16 protein-coding genes are annotated in these 19378 nt (G+C 66.6%); 6 read left to right on the forward strand and 10 right to left on the reverse strand.

Features of this window, described 5'->3' with window-relative positions; all coding sequences use genetic code 11:
- Window positions 1-90 precede the first annotated feature (90 nt).
- Window positions 91-1539: a nicotinate phosphoribosyltransferase gene (locus tag KY501_RS21875; RefSeq protein ID WP_224365178.1), complete on the reverse strand. Its 1449-nt coding sequence runs from the start codon at window positions 1537-1539 to the stop codon at window positions 91-93.
- Between the two features lie 194 nt (window positions 1540-1733).
- On the opposite strand from KY501_RS21875, the gene KY501_RS21880 reads away from it, so the two are divergent.
- Window positions 1734-2900 carry an energy transducer TonB family protein gene (locus KY501_RS21880; RefSeq protein ID WP_224365179.1) on the forward strand — a complete coding sequence of 389 codons (1167 nt, stop codon included), beginning with the start codon at window positions 1734-1736 and terminating at the stop codon, window positions 2898-2900.
- A 13-nt stretch (window positions 2901-2913) separates the two neighbouring features.
- On the opposite strand, the gene KY501_RS21885 is transcribed toward KY501_RS21880, so the two are convergent.
- Genes KY501_RS21885 through epmA form a run of 3 tightly spaced genes read right to left on the reverse strand, consistent with a single transcriptional unit; the run spans window position 2914 to window position 5314 of the window.
- Window positions 2914-3579, reverse strand: a complete 666-nt coding sequence (locus KY501_RS21885) for an inorganic pyrophosphatase (RefSeq protein WP_224365180.1) — start codon at window positions 3577-3579, stop codon at window positions 2914-2916.
- Entirely contained in the window at window positions 3576-4313 is a 738-nt protein-coding gene (locus KY501_RS21890; protein WP_224365181.1) for a lysophospholipid acyltransferase family protein, read from the reverse strand. Before KY501_RS21890 ends, KY501_RS21885 begins: the two co-directional genes overlap by 4 nt.
- Complete coding sequence (gene epmA, locus KY501_RS21895; RefSeq protein ID WP_224365182.1) at window positions 4310-5314, reverse strand: EF-P lysine aminoacylase EpmA; 1005 nt, start codon at window positions 5312-5314, stop codon at window positions 4310-4312. The genes KY501_RS21890 and epmA overlap by 4 nt, the downstream gene beginning before the upstream one ends.
- A gap of 30 nt (window positions 5315-5344) precedes the next feature.
- Between epmA and KY501_RS21900 the strand changes: the two genes are divergently transcribed.
- Complete coding sequence (locus tag KY501_RS21900; RefSeq protein WP_224365183.1) at window positions 5345-7063, forward strand: chromosome segregation protein SMC; 1719 nt, start codon at window positions 5345-5347, stop codon at window positions 7061-7063.
- A 44-nt stretch (window positions 7064-7107) separates the two neighbouring features.
- On the opposite strand, the gene KY501_RS21905 is transcribed toward KY501_RS21900, so the two are convergent.
- Window positions 7108-9243 (reverse strand): RCC1 domain-containing protein, encoded by a 2136-nt coding sequence (locus KY501_RS21905; protein ID WP_224365362.1) that lies wholly within the window; start codon window positions 9241-9243, stop codon window positions 7108-7110.
- Here KY501_RS21905 and KY501_RS21910 point away from each other — a divergent pair.
- The 4 genes from KY501_RS21910 to KY501_RS21925 all read left to right on the forward strand — a co-directional run bounded on the left by KY501_RS21910 (window position 9155) and on the right by KY501_RS21925 (window position 12981).
- Window positions 9155-9349: a hypothetical protein gene (locus KY501_RS21910; protein WP_224365376.1), complete on the forward strand. Its 195-nt coding sequence runs from the start codon at window positions 9155-9157 to the stop codon at window positions 9347-9349. The two genes, KY501_RS21905 and KY501_RS21910, sit on opposite strands and share 89 nt — an antisense overlap.
- Window positions 9350-9760: 411 nt before the next feature.
- Entirely contained in the window at window positions 9761-11257 is a 1497-nt protein-coding gene (locus KY501_RS21915) for an ATPase domain-containing protein (protein WP_224365184.1), read from the forward strand.
- A gap of 2 nt (window positions 11258-11259) precedes the next feature.
- Entirely contained in the window at window positions 11260-11625 is a 366-nt protein-coding gene (locus KY501_RS21920; protein WP_224365185.1) for a response regulator, read from the forward strand.
- Window positions 11626-11709: 84 nt separating this feature from the next.
- Window positions 11710-12981, forward strand: a complete 1272-nt coding sequence (locus tag KY501_RS21925; protein ID WP_224365186.1) for an alpha-amylase C-terminal beta-sheet domain-containing protein — start codon at window positions 11710-11712, stop codon at window positions 12979-12981.
- 1 nt (window position 12982) lies between these two features.
- Here the strand turns inward: KY501_RS21925 and mtgA are convergent, their stop codons facing one another.
- From mtgA to KY501_RS21950, 5 genes are all read right to left on the reverse strand, one after another.
- On the reverse strand, window positions 12983-13825 hold the full coding sequence (gene mtgA, locus KY501_RS21930; RefSeq protein ID WP_224365187.1) for a monofunctional biosynthetic peptidoglycan transglycosylase: 843 nt from the start codon (window positions 13823-13825) through the stop codon (window positions 12983-12985).
- 91 nt (window positions 13826-13916) lie between these two features.
- Window positions 13917-14969 carry an SPFH domain-containing protein gene (locus KY501_RS21935; RefSeq protein ID WP_224365188.1) on the reverse strand — a complete coding sequence of 351 codons (1053 nt, stop codon included), beginning with the start codon at window positions 14967-14969 and terminating at the stop codon, window positions 13917-13919.
- A 186-nt stretch (window positions 14970-15155) separates the two neighbouring features.
- Window positions 15156-15956 (reverse strand): ABC transporter permease subunit, encoded by an 801-nt coding sequence (locus KY501_RS21940; RefSeq protein ID WP_224365189.1) that lies wholly within the window; start codon window positions 15954-15956, stop codon window positions 15156-15158.
- 2 nt (window positions 15957-15958) lie between these two features.
- Window positions 15959-16876, reverse strand: a complete 918-nt coding sequence (locus KY501_RS21945) for an ABC transporter ATP-binding protein (RefSeq protein WP_224365190.1) — start codon at window positions 16874-16876, stop codon at window positions 15959-15961.
- The gene (locus KY501_RS21950) at window positions 16873-19125 is read right to left on the reverse strand and encodes an ArnT family glycosyltransferase (RefSeq protein ID WP_224365363.1); all 2253 of its coding nucleotides are present in this window, start codon (window positions 19123-19125) and stop codon (window positions 16873-16875) included. Before KY501_RS21950 ends, KY501_RS21945 begins: the two co-directional genes overlap by 4 nt.
- Between the last annotated feature and the right edge of the window lie 253 nt (window positions 19126-19378).

Consider the following 19378-nt stretch of genomic DNA (forward strand, 5'->3'; position numbering starts at 1 on the left):
CAGAATCGGAGCCACGTTCACCTGCTTGGGTCACGGGCAACCACCGCTCTGGGGGCGAGCCGGTGCCTGACAGCTCCCCCCTCCCGCTCGCTATCGGGCCTTCGGAAAGTGGCGGTTTCGCAACTCGTCGGCGAGGGCCTGCGTCGCAGGCGTCGGGACGACACGAACCTCTTTGACCTCCGGGAGCTGAGCGCCCACGAGCGAGGGAGGCCCCTCGGGGGGGCTGTCCGTGAGCTGGAAGTAGCCCTCGGGCGCTGGCTCGCCCTCCTGCCCGATGAGCCCGATGGGCCCGGAGCCATGGCGCCGCCGGAAGAGAACGGGTGAGCCAGGAATGCTCTGCTTGCCCTCCGCCGCCTCGTTGCCGAACTTCATGGTCGGCGTGGTACCGGTGAGGGACAGCTTGTAGACGGCGGCCACGCGGTCGCGCGTGAACGGGCACTCCATGGGCCGGGCGACGATGTGGCCCCCATACCCGTAGAACTGGGCCGAGGGCTCCCAGCCCACCTGGCGGCGCAGCTCCTCGAACTCGCGGGTGGCCTGCGCATCCAGGCCGTCCTCGAGGATGTTGACGGGGCGGATGCCCAGATCGCGAGCCTGCGTGACGGCGTACAGGTACTGGAGCTTCTTGTTGCCCGAGTCGAAGCGGATGGAGTCACTCCGGGCTGGCTCCTCGCGGATGAGGCGGTAGGCGGCGGGCAGTCCGGAGGCGAGGGTGTCATAGGTGTCCAGCAGGTAGCTGGAGCGCTGCGGCCGGCGCTCGCGCATGGCGCGGAAGGCCGCCTCGTCCGAGCCATAGCGTTGGATGTGCTCATGCCCCATGGTGCCCACTGGGATCATCCCCAGCGTACGGGCGCCCTCCACGTTGGAGGTGCGCGTCACGCCGATGTCCTTGCAGGCGCGCAGGGCGATCTCGTGTTGCTCCAGGCAGGTGGCGGCACGCAGGCCCACCTCGAAGATGCGGCTGGGGTCCTCGACGATGTCCACCAGCTCCTTCACCTGGGCGCGCACGCGTTGGTAGTAGCCGTCGGGGTCCACGCGAATGGGCACGGCCTTGACGCCCACGTCATCGAGCGTCTCCAGGGCGATGTGCTTCTGCTGCTCGCAGGTGACGACGGTCAGCGCGCGGGCCAGCTCCTCGCGATCCGTCAGCGCCAGGGTGGCCACCTGGATGCGGAAGTTGAGCTGGATCAGCAAGGGCTCCAGCCAGGACACAATGGCCGAATTGCCCGTCAGCGAGAGCACCGGCTCTTTCGGGTAGAAGAGCGCCCCTCGGGGGAGAGCGTGGATGACGAGCCGATCCTTGCGTTGCATCGCCGACTTGAAGCCGATCCCCATCTCGTAGTCGTTGCGAGACAGGAAATCGTAGTCCTCGGGCTTCGGCTCGGGCAGCAGGCTCCGGATGAAGGCGACGATGTCCAGCGGCACCACCTGGAGCCCGCCTTTGCGGTGCGTGTAGTAGAAAGTCTCTCGGCGCAGGGGCCAGCCCGCCTCCGCCATGCTGAACTTGTAGCCGTCCGTCGCGAGCAGCGAGGTCGCCATCAGGTATCTGCCTCCTGGACTGAGCGTATCAGGGGGCGCCGGGGCGTGCGCTGTCCGTTATCCAACGGTGGTATCCTGCTCTCAACCAGGTTCGCGCTCACGAGGCAGCGTCCCGCCACCCAGTGCCCGAGGAGCCTCGCTGTCGCGGGTGCACTCAGCGGGGTATTGCGTCCTCACATAAGCTCCGGTGCCGCATGTCGCCGGTCCCTCCTCGCCGCCTGCTGCTCGCATTCGCCTTCAGCCTGGGCGTGCATGCGATCGTATGGCTCGTGCTGACCGAGAGAGCGCGCAGGACTTCGGACCCGCGCTCACCCCTTCCGCCCACTCCGGTGACACTCGAGTTCATGGACGTAGAGGTCATTCCTCCCGCGCCCAGGCCTCCTGAGCCCTCCCCTCCCCCACCCTCTGCGCGCGAGCCTTCGCCGTCCGTGCCCAAGCCCGTCGCGAAGGCACCGCCTCCTCCGCCTCGCCCTGAACCCGCGCCGCAGGCTGCGGCCCCACCTCCTCCCTCCAGCGACATTCCTCGAGCCGAGGCTCCACTCGCTGCGGATGCCCCGCGCGCCGATGGCCTGCGCCTCACGCCCTCGCCCAGGCTCATCCCCTCCCCATCACTGACTCCTGGAGGAGCAGTGGCCGTGGAGCGCGCCGATGCGGGAGTTCCCGGAGGACTCGCTGCTCAGTCCGCGCAGCAGATCGTGGACACACTGGCCCTGGAGAGCCTGGGCAAGGGCAAGGTAGAGCGAGGCCTGGCCCACCCCTACTTCACCCAACTCGGGAAGAGCCTGCTGAAGGTCTGGGACGCGGAGCGCGCCGTGACTTCGCACGGTCTCAAGGGGTTCCTGGAGCAGGCCCAGGAGAACAGCAAGGCGTGGAACGCCGTCTGGCGCGACCGGGCCTCAGCCTACGGCGCCTCGGGCTCTCCACTCGAAGCGGACGCCGCGCAGACGTCGAACCGCAGGCCTCCCAGTGGCGACCCCAACCTCCAGGCCCGCAGGGAGATGCGCCAGCAGATGCGCGAGCAGTTCATGGCCACCCGCCGCGCCACCATCCGCGTGGTGCAGGACGCACAAGGCCAGTTGCTGGAGGTGACACTCGTGTCCCCCAGCAACAACGCTCAGGTGGACAGGGAGGCGCTCAAGGACGTGCGAGCCGCCGCTGAGCAGCTCCCACCGCCGCCCGCCGAGGCGCTCGCGGGCCGCCAGACGCTCACGAGCCTCTGGCAGTTCGAGCTGATCATCTCCATCTCGCCCCCGGTGCCCACGCTCAGCTTCGAGTTCGACGAGGCGCTGAACTTCGTGGACATGCGGCTGCCGCTGGATCGCCGCATCTACAAGCGGGTGCGGCTGCTCTCGGTCCAGTGAGCGGCAGGGGGGCTCAACGCCTGCGCCGGTTCGCGAGCAAGGAGCCAGTCTTCCCCGTGCCATAGAGGCGCTGGTAGTCCTTGAAGCTGCGCCGGATGACTTCGAGTGCCTCGGGCCTGTCGTACACCTCGGCGATCTCCACCTTGCGCTTTCCCTCGCCGGGGATCTGCTTGTACGTGAGGAAGTAGTGCTTGAGCCGGTCCACCATGGCTCGGGGAGCCTGGGCCATGTGCTGGATCTCTCCGTAGGCCAGGTCCGACTCCAGCACCGCGATGATCTTGTCGTCGGCCTCGTTGCCATCGATCATCCGGAAGCCGCCGATGGGCACCGCGTGCACCAACAGGTTGCCGCTGGTGATGACCTTCTCCGTCAGCACGCAGACGTCCATGGGGTCTCCGTCGCCCTGGATGTCCCTGTAGCCGGTGCGCTCGGCGGCGCGCTTCGCCACGTTCTGGCCGCAGAACGTCTGCGGGATGAAGCCGTACGGCGTGGGGCACTGGCTGGAGAACTGCTGGGGGCGATCCAGCCGCAGGATCCCCGTCTCCTTGTCCAGCTCGTACTTCACCGCGTCCGTGGGGACGATCTCGATGAAGGCGGTGATTCGCTCCGGTGCGTCCTCGCCAGGACTCACGCCGTGCCACGGGTGGGCCTGGAATGCATGCTGCGGGCGCTTCTTCATGGTCTGTCTCCTGAGAGCTCACACGCCTGGGCGTAGAGCTTCGCGACGGTCTCTTCCAAACGGTGCGTGAGCGCTTCCCGGTCATCCACGGTGAACCCCTGGGTCGAGATGGGCTCACCGATGACCAGGGCCGCGCGCTGTCCCCAGCGGATCCCCAGACTCCCCTTGGGGAGGATGTTGCGCGTGCCGGACACCGCCATGGGGACGATGGGCACTCCGGCCTGGATGGCGAACACGGCGGCGCCCTTCTTGAACGGCTTGAGCTTGCCATCCGAGTTGCGCGTGCCCTCGGGGAAGAACATGACGCTCACCCGCTCGCGCACGGCGATGACGGCCTCCGAGAGCCGGCTCTTGTCCGACTCGCTCCCATCCCGGTCCACGGGGATGTTGCCCGCCAGGCGCATGGTCTGGCCGAAGATGGGAATCTTGAACAGCTCGCGCTTGGCCACCCATCGCGTGTGCTTCCGGACGTAGGAGAAGAAGAGGATCACGTCGTAGTTCGACTGGTGGTTGCAGACGAAGACGACGTTGCCCTCGGCGGGCAGGTGCTCCAGGCCCCGAGCGGTGTGGGTGGCTCCGGCGGCGGCCATCATCGAGCGGCCCCAGTAGTACAGCAGGCCGTCCGCATCGCGCGGGTCGCGGATCGACAGGATGGACGTCAGCGGCGAAGTGACTCCGGTCAGTCCCGCCGCGACGACATCCGAGAACACGGTCTTGAGGAACTCAGGGATCACACGAACTCGTGGGCGGGAAAGAGGAGGACGTCCGTGATGCTCGAGACTCCCATCAGCAGCATGAGGATACGATCGAGCCCCACCGCGATGCCCGCGGAGGGAGGCATCCGCCCCACGGCCTCCAGGAAACGCTCGTCGAGCGGATACACGGGACGGTTCAGGGACTTGCGAAGCGCCTGTTCCTCCAGGAGCCGGGCTCGCTGCTCGGCCGCATCCGTGAGCTCGGAGAAGCCGTTGGCCAGCTCCAGGCCCTTGACGTACAGCTCCACGCGCTCGGCCACGGTGGAGTCTCCCGGCTTCAGGCGCGACAGCGAGGCCATGGAGGCGGGGTACTCGATGAGGAAGGTGGGCCGCTCGTGCCCCAGCCCCGGCTCCACCTTCTGGAGGAAGAGGTGGAAGAAGACGTCATCGAAGCTCGTGGCGTCCCAGGTGCGGACCCCGATGGCCTCGGTGGCGCGCTTGAGGGACGGGCCGTCCGGACAGGCTCGCAGGTCCACACCCGTGGCGCGCAGCACAGCGTCCCGTACGGTGACGCGCTCGTAGGGCAGACGGGTGAAGAAGGCCGGGTCCGCCCCGGGCTCGCCACCTGTCGCCGAGCGCCCCGCCTCGGCCAGGGCCTCCTCCGTGTCCCGCATGATGGCGTGGTAGTCGGCGTTGGGCCGGTAGAACTCCAGCATGGTGAACTCGGGGTTGTGGGTGCGGGACACCTCTCCGTTCCGAAACACCTTGCAGAGCTGGAAGATGGGGCCGGCCCCGTCGGCGAGCAGGCGCTTCATGGCGTATTCGGGGCTGGAGTGCAGGTAGAGCGAGCGGGGCTTGCCCACATCCGTCTCGGGGATGAAGGGGGCCTCGAAGGCGTTGATGTGGGGCTCCATGCCGGGGACGGGGACGAGGAGGGGGGTCTCCACCTCGAGATACCCCTGGCTGGCGAAGAAACGTCGGAGGGCGGCATGGAGCGCCTGGCGGCCGGCAACGGATCGCCAACGGACTGGATTGGGCATGGGCCCGGCGGAAGTTACATTGCCCCCCACATGCACCCAAGGCTTCCCTTCCTGATGGCTGTTGCCTTCTGTATCAGCGCCTGCCCCAAGGCGCCCCCCCCGGCTCCGCCCCCCGTGCCCACGGAGACGCAGAGCCTGAACAACGAGGTGAAGGACCTGGCCGCCCAGGCCCAGGCCCTGCTCGAGACGCAGAACCGGCTGGTGTGGGATCTCTGGACGGAGGGCAAGGCGGTGAACATCGCCGCTACGTACCAGGGGAAGGAGAGCCTCTTCTCCGTGGAGAACATCCGGAAGATCGACCGGCTGCGCCAGCTCACGAAGGATCCCCGAGAGCTGCGGGCGCTGACGTCGCTCCAGTCGCACTTCGCGGGCGAGTACCTGGCGCGCGAGCTGGCCGAGTACAACGACGCCATCGCCAACCTGGAGGCCTCGCTGACGTTCTCGGCGGATGGGCGCGAGGTGCGCTACCGGGACCTGGAGCGGCTGCTGGCCAACGAGAAGAGCGCGGTGAAGCGGCGCGCGCTGTATTCCTCGGCGGTGCCGGCCATCGAGCGGCTGAGCCAGTCGCTGCGGCGCCGTGAGGAGCGGACGGTGGAGCTGGTGAAGGAGCTGGGCTACCCGTCGTACGAGGCCTTCGGGGCGGAGCTGCGGCAGGCGGATCTGGACAAGCTGGGAGTGCTGGCGGAGGAGATCCTCAAGGCGACGCAGGAGCCGTACCGCACGGTGATGGAGCGGCTGTCGCAGCACGAGCTGGCGCTGCCCTTCTCTTCGATCACCCGGGCGGACATTCCGCGGTTGTTCCGGTCGCGAGAGGTTGAGGACGCCTTCCCGAAGGAGGAGGCGATGCTGCGAGTGCACGGCTCGCTGCAGGGGTTGGGCATCGACATGACGGAGATGCCGAACATCTACATCGACGCGAGGGATCTCCCGCGCAAGAACCCGCGTCCGCTGACGCTGCCCATCGAGGTGCCGAAGGACGTGAGGCTGTCGGAGAAGCCAGCGTCGGGAGTGTTGCACCAGGCGCGGCTGCTGCATGAGGTGGGGCACGCGCTGCACTACGGTTTCACGCGGGAGCAGCGGTTCGAGCTGGCGCGGCTGGGCAACCCGACGGTGGGCGAAGCGTATGCAGCGCTCTTCGAGGATCTGCTGGAGGATCCGGTGTGGCTGGAGGAGCACGCGGGGGTGAGTGGAGATCAGCGGGCGCAGTACCTGGCGGCCTCGAGCGCGCACAAGCTGTTCCTGATCCGGCGGGCGGCGGGGCGGCTGCTGTACCAATTGGGACTGCACCGCCAGGAGGGAGGGGACGCGAAGGAGCTCTACAAGTCGATCATGGAGCGCACGGACGCGATTCCGATGAAGCCGGAGGACGAGGCGCGCTACCAGATAGACCAGGAGGACTTCTTCCAGTCAGCGGACAATTTCCGGGCGTGGTTCCTGGCGGGGCAGCTTCAGGGTCAGCTCAAGGCCCGCTTCGGCCCGGCCTGGTGGCGCAGCGCCGAGGCGGGGAACTTCCTGAAGAACCTGTGGGCGAACGGCAACGCTCTGTCAGCGCGGGAAGTAGCGGAAGCCATCGGTGAGCGGGGGATCGAGCCGGACGTGCTCCTGCTTAGGCTGGGAACGACGCTCCAGGTTCCCATCACCCTGGACACGAAGACGAGCGAGGAGTCCACGCCCCCCGCGCCCGCGCCCGCCCCACCACCTCCCGCCAATCCACCGGCTCCGAGCAACGTCCCGGATGCCGGGACATAGTCGAGGCAAATACATCAAGTGGGCCTCCCCGGAGGGGAGGGGACTCAGGGCAGCAAAACTGTGACAGGAGCCACACGTCGCGAGGATGTCCCATCCCCCAACTGGCCCAACCCTCCCTCCCCCCAGGACCAGACCGTGCCATCGCTGCGCAGCGCCAGGGAGTGCAAAGAGCCCGCGCTGACAGCAGTGATGCTGGTCAAACCCACGACTCCCGTAGGCAACAGCTGATTGGCAGTCCTTCCGTTGCCTACCTGGCCACTCTCATTGGAGCCCCACGCCAGGACGATGCCATCGCTGCGAAGAGCCAGCGAGTGCGCGGTGCCCGCGGCGATGGCCGTGATGCTGGCCAAAACCGTCGATTTCCAAGGGGTAAGCCGATTCCCGGTCTGCCCATCCCCGAGCTGACCTCTGCCGTTGGCTCCCCATACCCAGACGGAACCGTCGCCTTGCAAAGCCAACGCGTGGGCACTTCCCGTGGTGATAGCCTTGATGCTGCTTGGGCCATCCACCTGAACAGGTGGAAATTGCCCACTGGTCGTTCCATTACCCAACTGCCCCTCTCCACTATTGAATCCCCACGCCCACACACTCCCATCGTTGCTCCTGGCCAACGAGAATCCCTCCCCCGTGGCGATGGAGACGATGTTGCTCAAACCAGACACCTGAACAGGACTCGGGTGACTCGACATACCATCGCCGATGTTGCCCCATGCCCACACGGTGCCATCGTTCTTCAATGCCAACGAAGAGTATGGGCCAGCCGCAACGGCGATCACATTGCTCAGGTTGAGCACCTGCACGGGAACGAGGCGACGGAGGACAGATCCGTCTCCCACCTGGCCACTGATGTTATTGCCCCAAGCCCACACAACCCCATCACCGCGTAATGCCAGCGAGTGGTCGAACCCCGCGGCGATGGCAGTAACTCCTGTGAGCCCTGAGACCTGGACTGGAGTGTGCCTGTCGGTGGTCGACCCATCGCCAAGCTCACCTAAGGTATTGCTCCCCCAGCTCCATACGGTGCCGTCATTTCGAAGAGCCATGGAGTGAATGTATTCAGCGCTGATTGAGTTCACTCCCGTCAACCCTGGGATTTGAACAGGCACGAGGTGTCTCGAGGACACGCCATCGCCGATCTGCCCTCGATTGTTCGCCCCCCAAGCCTGAACGATTCCATCCTTTCGAAGGATCAACGAATGACTCGAGCCTGCAGCAATGGTGGCTACGCTATTCACACCAACGACTTGCACGACTGTACCGCGGGGGGTGACAGTCCCATCACCCAACTGACCATCATTGTTGGAGCCCCAGGCCCAGACAGAACCATCACTCCGCAGTGCCAGGGAATGAGCATCCCCCCTGGCAATGGCGGTAATGCCCGTCAACCCAGGGACCTGTACACTGAGTTTCACACCGTCTCCCCAAGTCCACACAGTGCCGTCGCTCCCGATCGCCAGTGACTGAGAGAGACCTGCAACAATGCCAACGATGCCGCTCAATCCGATCACCTGTACTGGAGAGGGGCGTCCGCTGGTCGTTCCGTCGCCGAGCTGACCGTAATCATTGGAGCCCCAGGCCCAGACCGTCCCATCAGCGCGCAGCGCGAGTGAATAGTCGGTTCCCGCGGCGACAGCAGTCACTCCCGTCAGACCCGGCACGCGAATCGGTGTGGGAGCGTTGGTGGTCGTCCCATCGCCCAGTTGACTCTTGTCGTTGAGACCCCATGACCAGAGGGTGCCGTCGCTGCTCAGGGCCAGGGAGTGGGTATATCCCGCCGCGACAGCCTTGATGCCACTCAGCCCCGACACCTGTACGGGCTCCAAGTGGTCCGTGGCAGTCCCATCTCCCAACTGGCTGCTCCCATTGGAGCCCCAGGACCAGACGGTGCCATCCGCGCGCACCGCCAGCGAGTGATATCCGCCTGCCGCGATGGTCAGGACGCTCTTCAGACCGGAAACCTGTACAGGAGCATCGCGGTCAGTGCTCACGTCATCGGTGAGCAGGCGGCTCCCCCAGGCCCAGACCGTACCGTCAGCGCGCAGGAAGACTGAGTGGCTGCGCCCAGCAACAACCGCTGGAGCCGGGCACGGATTGGCCGAGACGTTGAACGATCGGGTCGCGGAGAGCCCGGCCTCATTCGTCGCCGTAACGGAGATGGCGACCTGGCCCCCCGAGGGCACGCACAGCGGCGCCGTCCACGTCACGTCGCTCGAAGCGTTGGTGCTCGCCGGACTCCCGAGCTTCCCGACGCTGGCCGTCCACTCGAACCGGAGCGGACTCTTTTGAGCATCCTCCGCCGTGACATGGAACGTCACCTCCTCCTCGGCCAGCACCGCGGCCCCCGACTGCGTTCCATCCGTGAACATCGGGGGCGTGCTCGGATCCACCTCCGGGAGCGTGATGCATGCAGAGGCCAGAAGGAGCGCCAGGGGGGCCACAAACTTGAATGAGGGCATGTCTCGGCTGCCGTGCAGGGTTCGTTCCACCCTCTATCCTGTCCACCACCCTCCACTCCAGATGCCCCTCAGACAGAGGCACCGTCCGAATTCCGAGACTCCCCGTCTCCATCCGGAGACGGTCCCCACCCCATCCAGTTTCCAACCCTGAGCGCGCTCCACCTCCACATCCCCTTCCTTCGAGGATGACCCGGCGGGGCATGCGTGCCATAGGTAGCACCCACAGTCTCACCCGCCACCGATGACCGAGAACAAGCCCACACAGACCGAACGCCTTCCGACCGGGGTCTCCGGCCTCGACACCATCCTCCGAGGAGGCCTCGTCAAGGGCGGCGTCTATATGATCCTCGGTATGCCCGGAGCCGGGAAGACCATCCTCGGCAACCAGGTGTGCTTCCACCATGTCCGCACCGGAGGCCGAGCCCTCTACGTCACCCTGCTCGCCGAGTCCCACACGCGGATGATCGGCAACCTGCGCTCGATGAGCTTCTTCGAGCCCTCGCGCATCCCCGACTCCCTGGCCTATCTCAGCGCCTACTCCGTCCTCGAGGAGGGTGGCCTGGAGGCGCTGTTCGAACTCATCCGCAAGGAAGTCCGTGCCCACGGAGCCTCCCTGCTCATCCTGGACGGACTGGTCGCCGCCGAGGAGGTCGCTCCCACCGAGCGCGCCTTCAAGAAGTTCATCCACGGGCTCCAGGTCATGACGGGGATGATCGGCTGTACCACCCTCATGCTCACCACCGGAGGCGGCAAGGGTCTCAAGGCCGAGCACACCATGGTGGACGGGCTGCTCGTCCTGCGCGAGCGCACCTTCGGCGTGCGCGCCATGCGCGAGCTGACCATCCGCAAGTTCCGAGGCAGCGCCCACCTCCGCGGCCAGCATGGCTTCGACATCACCGACGAAGGCATCGTGGTCCATCCCCGGCTCGAGACGCTGATGGAGGACATCTCTCCCGATCGTCCAACGGACCAACGCCATGCCTTCGGCATCCCCGGCCTGGACGACATGCTCCGCGGCGGCGTGTTCCAGGGTTCCTCCACCATGCTCTTCGGAAGTCCCGGGAGCGGGAAGACCCTGTTGGGGGTGCACTTCCTCGCGGAAGGCGCGCGGAAGGGAGAGCGTGGGCACTACTTCGCTTTCTATGACTCACCCCGGCGCACGTGCGAGCAGGCCGCCAGTGTGAACCTCCGTCTGGAGCCGTTCATCGAGCAGGGCCTGCTCGAGCTGAGTTTCCGTCCCCCGGTGGAGAACGGGCTCGACGCCATCGGATCCGAGCTCCTGAGTCTCATCCGGGAGCGCGGGATCCGCCGGCTCTTCGTGGACGGCTTCGACGCCCTGAAGAAGGCGGTCGTCCACCCTCCGCGCATCACGCGCTTCATGGCCGCGCTCGTCAACGAGTGCCGGGCCCGAGGCGTGACGCTGCTGTTCTCCGTGGAGACCGAGTCACTCTTCGGGCTCGAGCTGAAGTTTCCGCTGCGCGGCATCTCGATGATCTGCGAGAACATCCTCTTCCTGCGCTGCGCGGAGGTGGGGGCGACGATGCGGCGCTTCATCTCCGTGCTGAAGCTGCGCACCAGCGCCCACGACCCCCACCTGCGGGAATTCCTCATCCAAGGAACAGGCCTCGAAGTCGGAGCCCCGATCGAAGATGCACAGCTGTTGATGTCGGGCCTGGCCCTGGCGTCCAAGCCCAGCCGCAAGTCCCACAAGTTCCGACTCAAGCGCCGAGGCAAGTAGGTATGGGGCCCATCCTCATCGTCGATGACGAATTCGGCATCGTCGAAGCCCTCGCGGACTTCCTGCAGGATGAGGGCTACCGGACGGAGACTGCGCCCAATGGTCGGCAGGCCCTCGAGAAGATGGCCCTGGAGCGTCCAGCGCTCGTCCTGCTCGACTACATGATGCCGGTGATGAACGGCCCCGCCGTGCTGGAATCAATGAAGAGCGATCCCCTCCTACGTGATGTGCCGGTCGTGCTCATGAGCGCCAGTCCCCCGAAGTCGTGGCGGCACCTGCCGGCCACCGCCTTCCTGCCCAAGCCCTTCGGACTGGCACAGCTCATCGAACTCGTGCAGCGCACCGTGGGTCCCTCGCGCCCCCTGTGACGCGCAGTGTCAGCCGAATCGGGGATTCCCAAATTGAAATCGATTCCCTGCCTCGCGCATCCTCTCCGCGTCCAAGGAGTCCGCATGCTGAAGCAGCTGAAGAAGACCCTGGTGGCCCTCACAGGCTTCCTCGCGCTCGTCCTGATGGCCCCGGTGGCTGGTGCGGGTCCGCTCGACGGCAACAGCAGTGACGTGCTGCTGCAGGGATTCCACTGGTACTCGTACCAGACGTATCCATGGTGGGGTGTCATCCAGAGCAACGCGGTGAACATCAAGAACGCCGGGTTCACCATGGTGTGGCTGCCTCCGCCCAGCGACGCGGCCTCCAACGAAGGGTACCTGCCCCGCCGGCTCCAGGTGCTGGACAGCAAGTACGGCACGGCGACGGACCTGCGCAACGCGCTCACCGCGCTGAACGGCCAGAATGTGAAGCCCATCGCGGACATCGTCATCAACCACCGCGTGGGCACCACCAACTGGGCGGACTTCACCGAGCCCACCTGGAACTCGGACTCGGTGTGCAGCAATGACGAGTGGGTCACCAGCCTGCCCAAGGGCAACGCCGACACCGGTGATGGCTACAGCGCCGCGCGCGACATCGACCACACCAAGCAGTACGTGCAGGACAGCATCGTCAGCTGGATGAACTCGCTCAAGAGCATCGGGTACGCGGGCTGGCGGTACGACTACGTGAAGGGCTACAGCGGCACCTACGTGGGCACGTACAACACGCGCACCACGCCGTACTTCTCCGTGGGCGAATTGTGGACGGACCTGGACCTGAACAATCCCAACCCCCACCGCCAGCTCCTCATGAACTGGATCGACGCCACGGGCGGCAAGTCGGCCGCGTTCGACTTCACCACCAAGGGGCTGCTCCAGCAGGCGGTGCAGACGGGCGAGTTCTGGCGGCTGAAGGACTCGGCGGGTGCGCCCGCGGGCGCCATCGGCTGGTGGGCGGCCAAGTCCGTCACCTTCATCGACAACCACGACACCGGCCCGAGCTACCCGAGCGGCGGGCAGAACCACTGGCCCTTCCCCGGTGACAAGGTCCTCCAGGGGTACGCCTACATCCTGACCCACCCCGGCATCCCCTCCGTGTACTGGGTGCACTACTTCGACTGGGGCACGGCGACCCAGAACGCCATCAAGACGCTCATCAGCATCCGCAAGGCGAAGGGCATCACCAGCACCTCCGCGGTGAGCATCCAGGTCGCCGAGGCCAACCGCTACGCCGCCATCATCACCGGCACCGCGGGCAAGGTGGCCGTGAAGCTCGGCTCCTCCAGCTGGTCTCCCTCGGGAACCTGGACGCTGGCCACCTCCGGCACCAACTACGCCGTGTGGACGCAGTAGCCTAGGGCTCGTCCTCGTCGGTCGAGTCCTCGGCGGCCTCCGTCTTGGCACCGAGGATCCGATTGAGCTCCGCCCGAGCCGCCGCAGCCTGCTCGGGGGAGAGACGCTTGGCCATCTGCATCTGGTCGATGATCCAGTGGGAGCGCCGCTGAAGCGCACGGGAGCCTGACTTCGGCGAGCGCTTCCTCGGAGACGGCAGCATCGCCGCCAGGACGGCGCCCTGGGCCACGGAGAGGCCCAGCGCGGACACACCGAAGTGCTCCCGTGCGGCGGCCTCGATGCCGTAGACGCCGTCCCCCCACTCCACCACGTTGAGATAGATGGCCAGGATGCGGCTCTTCGTCAGCTCGTTCTCGAGCCGGCGTGCGAGCACCAACTCCTTGGCCTTGCGCAGCAGGCTGCGATCGGTGGACAGCCAGAGGTTCTTCGCGAGCTGCTGGGTGATCGTCGAGGCCCCTCGCCCCAGCTTGCCCTGCTTCCACGCCTCCTCCATCGCCCGCTCCAGCTCCACCGTGTCCACACCCTCGTGGAGGTAGAAGGCCGCGTCCTCCGAGGTCAGGACCGCCTGGATCACGTGCTTGGGCACGTTCGACAGCGACACCCAGTACTGCTTCCGCCTCGGCTTGCGCCCCGCCTCCCGCGCCTCCTCCGCCCGCTGCTCGATGAGCGCCGTCGTCTCGGGGTTCTGCTTCTGCAGGGGCGCCGCATCCGGGAGCCTCACGTACTCATAGGCGGTGAACGCCAGCAGGGCGACCAGCACCAACCCCAGCCATCGCCACCAGCGCCTCCGCCGAGGCCCGCCTGGGGCCGGCTGGCCCTGTTCCGACACCTGACTGCTCTCCATGGGGTCCATCTACCTCGAAAACCGCGCTCGAAATGAAAGAGGCCCCCACCCTGCTCCAGGTGGAGGCCTCCACAGACTCTCGGGGCTACGACTACAGGAGCTTCATCAGCTCCGCGCGCTTGGCCTTGTACTCATCCTCCGAGAGCACCCCGGCATCGAACAGCTCCTTGATCTCCTTCAGGCGCTGCGCGGGGCTGCGCGTGTCAGCCGCTGCCGCCGGAGCCTCGGGCGCCGCCTGGGGGGACTGAGCCGGGCGCTGCTGCTGCTGGTTGTTCATGAACATCTGGGCCATGCCCATGCCCATGCCCATGCCCATACCGGCCATGGCGCCATCCGAGCCGCCACCGCCCTTGGCCATGCCCTCGGCCGCGCCCAGCATCGCCTGGCCCTGCGCGTACTGCTGGAAGCCACCGGCCACGCGCGAGTAGGCCACGTCCTTGGAGAACTTCTTGAGGGTGGCCTCGTCCTCCTCCTTGATGCTGATGTGGAAGTTGCCCAGGCGCACCACGGTGAGCCCGTAGGTGTCCACGTGCGGCTTGATGCCAGCGATCACCTCGGTCTCGATCTCCTCGGTGTACGCGCCGCTCGTCACGTCCAGCAGCGGCCAGCGCTTCTTCACCAGCAGCTCGGCGATGCGATCCTTGGTGACCTTGAGCACCTGGCTCTTGAACCAGCCCAGGAAGTCCTCGTTGCTGGAGCGGCCCATGCCCACCAGGCCCACCACCAGCTTCTCCGCCTCCGTCACGCGGATGGAGAAGTCGCCGTACACCATGGTGCCGATGCCGAGGCCCGTCTCCGGATCCCTCACGTCACCAATCGGCCCGCCGAACTTCACGCCCGGGTGCTCACGGGTGGAGACGAAGAAGACCTCCGTCATGAACATGTTGCCGCCGGTGAAGCCCTCCAGCAGCCGGGACAGGAAGGGGATGTTCTTGCTGTCCAGGGTGTGCCGCCCCGGCCCCAGCTTGCCCTCCACCTTGCCGTCTTTGACGAAGAGCGCGATCTCGTCTGCGTCCACGGTGAGCTGGGTCAGCATCCGGATGTTCTTCTCCGGATACTTGTAGATGATCTCACCCTTGGCTTCGTCCGCCCGGGCAATGAAGTTGCGCTTCGCTTCGCCCTTGATCGAATCGAATAGACCCATCGTGTTCGCTTCGCCTCCGTTCGGACCGCGTCACCTACAGAAACCCACGCCGCCGCGTCTTCCATACGGATAGCGGCCAGGGCGATTACATGCTCGCCCATCGGCGGGGGAACCTTTGCCCGCAAGATGCCAGTTTCATTGGGAAATGCCTAGCCAACCGAGCAGGCGCCCGTCCGCATTGTCCGATCAGCCCCAGCGGCTGATGAGGCGCTCGCGATCGAGCAGGCGGATGCTGGCCACCAGCAGCACCGCATCCAGCAGCAACACCACCACTCCCTGCACTGCGTAATAGCCCATGCCCGCGGTGAGCCAGCCAGCCACCTGGCCTCCCACCAGCCCCACCAGAGGCAGCACCACGAGGGCGGAGAGCTGCTGGGCGGTGCGGGCCTCGGACACGCGCGCGGAGATGAGCACCGCCACGCCGTTGCCGAAGAAGGCGAACAGCGGCGCCAGCACGAAGATGCCAAAGGACCACAGCGTGTTGGGCATGAGCGGCCCGTGCACCAGCGGCCACGCGACGATGTCCACGCCCACGCAGAACAGCAGGAAGGCCACCCAGGAGATGGCCACCGCGGGAACCAGCGAGGCCAGGCTCTTGCCCGCCACCAGCTCCGCGGGCGTCACGGGCGAGGCCAACAGCGGCTCCAGGGTGCGCCGCTCCTTCTCTCCCGCCACGCTCTGCGAGGAGATGAGGATGGGCACGAAGACGGGCATCACCAGGAACATGCCGAACCAGTCGGTGAGCGTCCGGTCGATGAGGAAGCGTGCCGAGTCCGTCCCCAGCGGCAGGGCCTGGTCGTAGTACAGGGCGATGACGCGCAGCTTCGGATCATTCGACTGCTGCGCGTACGTCCACACCACGCCGATGGGCACGAAGATGAACACCAGCGGCAGCGTCGACATGGACAGCAGCAGCCCGACGTTCTTGCGCAGGTCCAGGAAGTCCTTCCAGAAGACGGCCAACGCGCGCTTCGGTCGGAACGCCATGCTCACACCCTCCCCTGCCGGATCAGCTCCAAGTACACTTCCTCAAGAGGCCGGTGCGCGGGCACCGCGCTGTGCACCCGCGCGCCCGCGTTCACCAGGCAGGCCACCACGTCCGGCGTCTGTGCATCGTCCGTAAGCATCACCTTCAGCCGACTGCCCTCGTGCAGCACGTTGGGCGCAAAGGACAGCGCGGTCAGCGCCGGGAGGAAGCGCCCGGCATCTCCCTCCACGCGGACCTCCAACGCCTGCCCCGAGCGCCGCAGCTCGCCCAAGGGAGCCAACGCCAGCAGCCGGCCCTGGATGATGGCCACCCGCGAGCACAGCCGCTCCACCTCCGCGAGGTTGTGCGAACACAGGACGATGGTGCGCCCCTCGGTGGCCAGCTCCGCCACCGCGTCTCGCACGGCACGCGCCGACTCGGGATCCAGCCCGGAGGTGGGCTCGTCCAGGAAGATGACCTTCGGGTCGTGCACTAGCGTGCGGACGATGGCCAGCTTCTGGCGCATGCCCTTGGAGAAGCTGCCACACGGGTCGTCCTCGCGCCCCGCCAACCCGAAGCGCTCCAGGTACGAATGCGTGCGCGGCCACACCGCCGCCTCGTCCAGCTCGTGCAGTTTGATGAAGAAGCGCAGGTTCTCCCGCGCCGTCAGCCTGTCATAGAGCCCTGGCTGCTCGGTGAGCAGCCCCACCGAGCGCCTCAGCTCCTCGCCCTGGGTGCGCGCCGAGAAGCCCCACACGGAGGCCTCGCCCTCGGAGGGCTGCAGCAGACCGGTGAGCATGCGCACCGTGGTCGTCTTGCCGGCGCCGTTGGGCCCCAGCAGCCCGAACACCTCACCCGGGCGCACGTCGAACGTCAGCCCTTCAACCGCCGTCCTCGCCCCGAAGCGCTTGGCGAGCCCCTGAACCTGAATGCCACTCAATCGATGGTCACCAGAACGAACTTGTTGTTGATGTCACGGTCGATGACGGTGACCTTCTTGTCGGGCCCCACCGCGTTGGAGAGGACGCCCAGGCGGTTGTGCTCCACGAGCGCCCACTCGCGGCCCGCCGGGGCCACGAAGTTGCGCATGCGCATGTTCGAGTCCCCGGAGCGGAACTGCTCCACCGTGTTGCGCGAGTAGAACGTCTCTCCATGCCAGTTCATCATGAACGCGGCGATGGGCTCGCTGGGCTGGTGCTGGCGCCAGTAGCGCCAGAAGAGATCCCGCTGCGTCCAGTGGTGGGACAGGTCCACCCAGTGGTTCCAGTTGAACCAGATGGCAAAGCTGAAGGTGAACATCCAGAAGGTGCCGAAGAGCATCACGCGGGCCCGCCGGATCGCTCCCACCGTGGCGAGCGTGCCGCCCACGGCGAAGGCGATGCCCATGGCCCGCTTCACGTTCACGGCCTCCATCAGCACCCGCAGCAGCACGTCCGAGCCCGCCGGCTTGGCAAAGCCTCTCCAGGCGAGCAATCCCCCCGCCAGCACCCATGCACCCGCGAAGGCGGCGTTCCAGATGCGATCCTGCGGCTTGGACTTCCAGGCCACCCAGGCATTGAAGGCGCCAACAAGCACCAGGGCGATGCCGAGCAGGCCCATGACGGTCGTCTTGCCCTCATTGGCCATCGAGATCAGCGTCGCGCATCCGCCCAGCAGCATCATGAGCGCTCCGGTGCGCGCCGTGGGGGTACGGTCCTTGGGATCCTTGGAGAAGAAGGCATCCACCGAGAGGTACACCCCCAGCGCCAGGAGCACCAACGTCACCAGATCCCCCATCCACAGCGAGCGGGAAGTGAAGAACGGGATGGGCTTGCTGACGAGATCCACGGGGTACGGCCGGTCGTAGTTGTAGACGAAGAGATCGGTGAAGTCCTTCGGGTTCTCCGCCATGTCCTTGCCGACCAGGATGAAGAGCACGAGCCCGAACAGCAGGCTCACCGCGTGCTCCGCGGGCCCCTCGTTCCACAAGCGATCGATGAAGATCGAGATGAGGATGGCCAGCCCCGGGAGGATGGGGAACACGTAGTGGTGGAACTTCGTGGCGCTGGAGGCCAGCAGGTAGAAGCTGAAGGCCACCCATAGCACCGCGAGCAGCGCCAGGTGGTCCGCCTTGGACGCCGAGCGCAGCCGCAGCCGAGACACCACCGCGAACGCTCCGGGCAGCAGCGCCACCCACGGGAAGATGGCGTAGCCACCCTGCTCGATGAAGTAGGTGAAGGTGCCACCCGGCGTGGTGGTGTGCACGCCCGCCGTGAGCCGGTTCAGGTGGTCGTGGATGAAGAAGCGGTAGAAGAAGCCCTTGCCCTCGTCATCCACGCCGTCGAACAGGCTCAGGGCGAGGTACCAAGGCACTGCCACCGCGCAGAACACCAGGAAGCCGGTGCCCAGGCGCATCCGGAACATCTGCCCCCAGAGCACGGGCATGGGCCGCTTGCCCTCGCGCACCTCCTTGCGGAAGCTGCGCTTCAGCAGCCAGAGGATGTGCTCGCGCCCTGCCTCCCAGCTCCACGGGATGACGGCCAGCGCCGCGTAGAGCACGAGGAAGGCCGCCGGCATCAACCCCAGCAGGCCCTTGGCCAGCACGGACAGCCCCAGGAAGACATAGAAGGCGTACCACCAGGCTGTGCGGCGCTTCGTCGTGTCATCCAACTGGGCGATGAACGCGCACGACATGGCGCAGATCAACGTCGTGACGAAGGGCGTGTCCGTCACCGCCTGCCGCGTGAGCAGGTAGTAGAGCGGCATGGTGGTCAGCACGAAGGCCGTCGCGAGCCCCGCCCGCCGGCTCACCACCCGCGACACGGCCAGCGACAGCAGCGCCACCGCGGTCACGCTCAGCAGGGCGAAGGGCATCCGGAAGCCCCACTCGGTGTACCGAGCCAGCTCGCCGGTGCCGCGCAGCGCTCCCACCACCTGCATCCCCAGCGCCTGCATCCACATCGTCAGCGGCGGCTTGGAGAAGAACCACGCGCTCTCGTAGAAGGGATACAGGTAGTCGTGGCGCATGATCATCATCCGCGCCACCTCGCCGTAGTGCGTCTCCCAGGGATCCCACAGCCCCACGGCTCCCAGATAGGGGATGAACAGCAGCGCCGCGAGCCCTCCCGACAGCAGCAGCGTGCGCAGCGTCTCGGGCAGCGTGCCCCAGCGCTTGATCCACTTCTCGTCCCAGATCGTCTTGCCGAGCATCCCCTCGGCGAAGGTCTCCGCCGGCTTGTCCTCGTTCGAGGCGTTCGCCGGGGACTGCTTCACCTGGGGCGGAGTCTCCACCGGAGCGGATTCCGCCTGGGCCTTCTCCACCACCGGGGACGGAGCTGCCGGAGCGGATGCCGCTGATTCCGCGGGGGCTTCGGCCTGGGGAGGCTTGTCCGCCTCCTGCGGGGTGCCCGCCTGCTGGTTCTCTGCCTGTTGCTGCTCGCCGTCGCTCGCCACGGAACCGGAT

Origin of the sequence: Hyalangium versicolor (genome assembly GCF_020103695.1) — a bacterium.
Taxonomy (GTDB): domain Bacteria; phylum Myxococcota; class Myxococcia; order Myxococcales; family Myxococcaceae; genus Hyalangium; species Hyalangium versicolor.

Bases quoted from the DNA above. Each gene is read 5' to 3' on its own strand.
- KY501_RS21875 (WP_224365178.1), bottom strand. From the start codon at position 1,539: ATGGCGACCTCGCTGCTCGCGACGGACGGCTACAAGTTCAGCATGGCG.
- KY501_RS21880 (WP_224365179.1), top strand. From the start codon at position 1,734: ATGTCGCCGGTCCCTCCTCGCCGCCTGCTGCTCGCATTCGCCTTCAGC.
- KY501_RS21885 (WP_224365180.1), bottom strand. From the start codon at position 3,579: ATGAAGAAGCGCCCGCAGCATGCATTCCAGGCCCACCCGTGGCACGGC.
- epmA (WP_224365182.1), bottom strand. From the start codon at position 5,314: ATGCCCAATCCAGTCCGTTGGCGATCCGTTGCCGGCCGCCAGGCGCTC.
- KY501_RS21900 (WP_224365183.1), top strand. From the start codon at position 5,345: ATGCACCCAAGGCTTCCCTTCCTGATGGCTGTTGCCTTCTGTATCAGC.
- KY501_RS21915 (WP_224365184.1), top strand. From the start codon at position 9,761: ATGACCGAGAACAAGCCCACACAGACCGAACGCCTTCCGACCGGGGTC.
- KY501_RS21920 (WP_224365185.1), top strand. From the start codon at position 11,260: ATGGGGCCCATCCTCATCGTCGATGACGAATTCGGCATCGTCGAAGCC.
- KY501_RS21925 (WP_224365186.1), top strand. From the start codon at position 11,710: ATGCTGAAGCAGCTGAAGAAGACCCTGGTGGCCCTCACAGGCTTCCTC.
- mtgA (WP_224365187.1), bottom strand. From the start codon at position 13,825: ATGGAGAGCAGTCAGGTGTCGGAACAGGGCCAGCCGGCCCCAGGCGGG.
- KY501_RS21935 (WP_224365188.1), bottom strand. From the start codon at position 14,969: ATGGGTCTATTCGATTCGATCAAGGGCGAAGCGAAGCGCAACTTCATT.
- KY501_RS21940 (WP_224365189.1), bottom strand. From the start codon at position 15,956: ATGGCGTTCCGACCGAAGCGCGCGTTGGCCGTCTTCTGGAAGGACTTC.
- KY501_RS21950 (WP_224365363.1), bottom strand. From the start codon at position 19,125: ATGCTCGGCAAGACGATCTGGGACGAGAAGTGGATCAAGCGCTGGGGC.